At 38.0% G+C, this 1963-nt stretch carries 2 protein-coding genes; both read right to left on the bottom strand.

The annotated features are described in order from the left end of the window. Positions 1-202: 202 nt before the first annotated feature. Complete coding sequence (locus QZY09_RS09930; RefSeq protein WP_295671871.1) at positions 203-592, bottom strand: DUF559 domain-containing protein; 390 nt, start codon at positions 590-592, stop codon at positions 203-205. 342 nt (positions 593-934) lie between these two features. After that, positions 935-1963: DNA/RNA helicase domain-containing protein (locus QZY09_RS09925; RefSeq protein WP_295671868.1), on the bottom strand; the 1029-nt coding region annotated here is incomplete at its 5' end.

Genomic DNA, 1963 nt, shown 5'->3' with positions numbered 1-1963 from the left:
CAGGGATCATCCCGCTCCGCAGGGTACGATGCGAGAATCTGCGGGGACGGAAAACCGCGGTACCCTTCTATGCCCCAAAGGGGCTACCGGTTTGTAGAAAAAACATCACCCCGCAATATTGCCCCGTAGGCGGCTACCCATGTATGTCTCCCCCCGGCCGCTGGAACAGGGCCCTGCGTTTCTGGGGATCATCTCGCTAAAGCTATCTCGCAAATTTAAATGGCGAATATCTCCTTTTAGATATCCTGCGTTGGTTAATCTCTAAAAAATCAGTGATATAATCAGCCGTTTCCTCAGGTTCTTTTTTTATTAAAGAATTTGGAATTCGTAGTGTAATATAACCTCTTTTGAATGAATAAAAAGTCCGTTTTAAATCGGCCAATGCTTGCTTGCTGTTGTAGTTATGGTGCCCACCGTCTACCTCGATATGCACTTTTGCAGATTCAATAACAATATCAACACTTTTATGCCCATCATATTTTTCTAATTCGGCATCTACGCCATTATCTTTCAAAAGAAAATACAAAATAAGCGATTCCTCTGTTACACTGGATTGTTCTATCTTTTGTATTATCCATTTTTGATGTTGCATGCAAAGTGGTACACCGAAGTAATCGGTAGAATAGTTGTAGACTGCTTTTTGAATAGCACAGTCACATTCGAGACAATACATAAATTTCTATAAGGTTTAAAATTTAATCAGAAATATCACTTTAATTTTTTACGTGTGCAAGGGCATTCTTTCTGCTACTGCGGTTTTATAACCCGTACTATTGAATGGCAGCGTCTTTCAACTGCTACCTGAATCCAAGCCTGGCTAAACTTTCCTCTGGTCGTATATCTGAAAGAAATACCCAGATTAGTTGAAAACTGCATTAATACATGCCACGAGTTATTATCCGCTAAACCCGCGGGAGAGGGGTGAAGAAATCTGTTACAAAACACATTCAAAAATTCCAACCACTTTCAGATAGTTAAGTTCATCTTCAGCTACGACAATGTCTTCGTAGTCCGGATCAAAAGATAATGGCTTTAAGATAATTGATTGATGACTCCATCGTTCATTTTCAATGGCCTTTTCACTTCTATATACTTTAACGGTATAATTTGAGCCAAAATCCTTATCCCGGTAGCTCGTGTATTGCACTAATACAATTTTTCCGTTCCTCGAACCTCCATTGTCCTCTCTAAATAAACAAACAGAGCCATTCGGAATTACCTTATTCATTGATTCACCAATAACCGTACAGGCAAATAAGTCTTTAGACGGTTTGTATCTTGGTGGCAACTCAACCCAAACGATATCGTCAGCACTTACATTCTGTAAATCACTGAAACTACCTGCGGCTGCCTTTAAATCATATAGGGGAACCGAATTTTCATAAGGAATTATGTTTTCTTTGGACACATAATTAATGATTTTTTTTGTCCGGTATTTTTCGATATGGTGTGCAAAATATTCTCTCAAGTTTTCATCGCAGACGTATACATAGGTGCCTTTGATACCCCTTAACATAATTGTTTTGTAGATATTGATGATAAAATCTTTAAGCTCTGCCGGATCAGTAATTGAATTTTTACCATTTTTATCGTGATAGTTGCTTTTTTCAATCACTATTTCGTTTTTTACTTTATCATAGCTAATCTCTTTGCCAAAAATTATTCCAGCGTAGTTTAAGTCATATCCTTGTGTAGTGTGTATGCACCCCACTTCATTTATAGCATTTGGGGAATTTATAAAATCAATGGATACACTATTCCATTTGAGCCAGGTATCTTCTATCTCGATATCGTAAAGATTCGGGTCTTTATTTGAAACCCAGGGCCACGAAAAGCCAGCAATCAATCTTGATAAGCCGTTTTCGTCGTCCCTAAGCTTAATTTCCGTAATCAAGTCCTTAATCGAGTCAAAAAGTAAAAATTCATATTCTTTTGATTTGAACCCTTTTTCGCCTGAATTTAT

This window comes from uncultured Mucilaginibacter sp., assembly GCF_903913935.1.
In the GTDB taxonomy this organism is placed as follows: Bacteria; Bacteroidota; Bacteroidia; order Sphingobacteriales; family Sphingobacteriaceae; genus Mucilaginibacter.
Note: the sequence above shows the minus strand (reverse complement) of the source record. Positions and strands in the feature narration are given on the sequence as shown.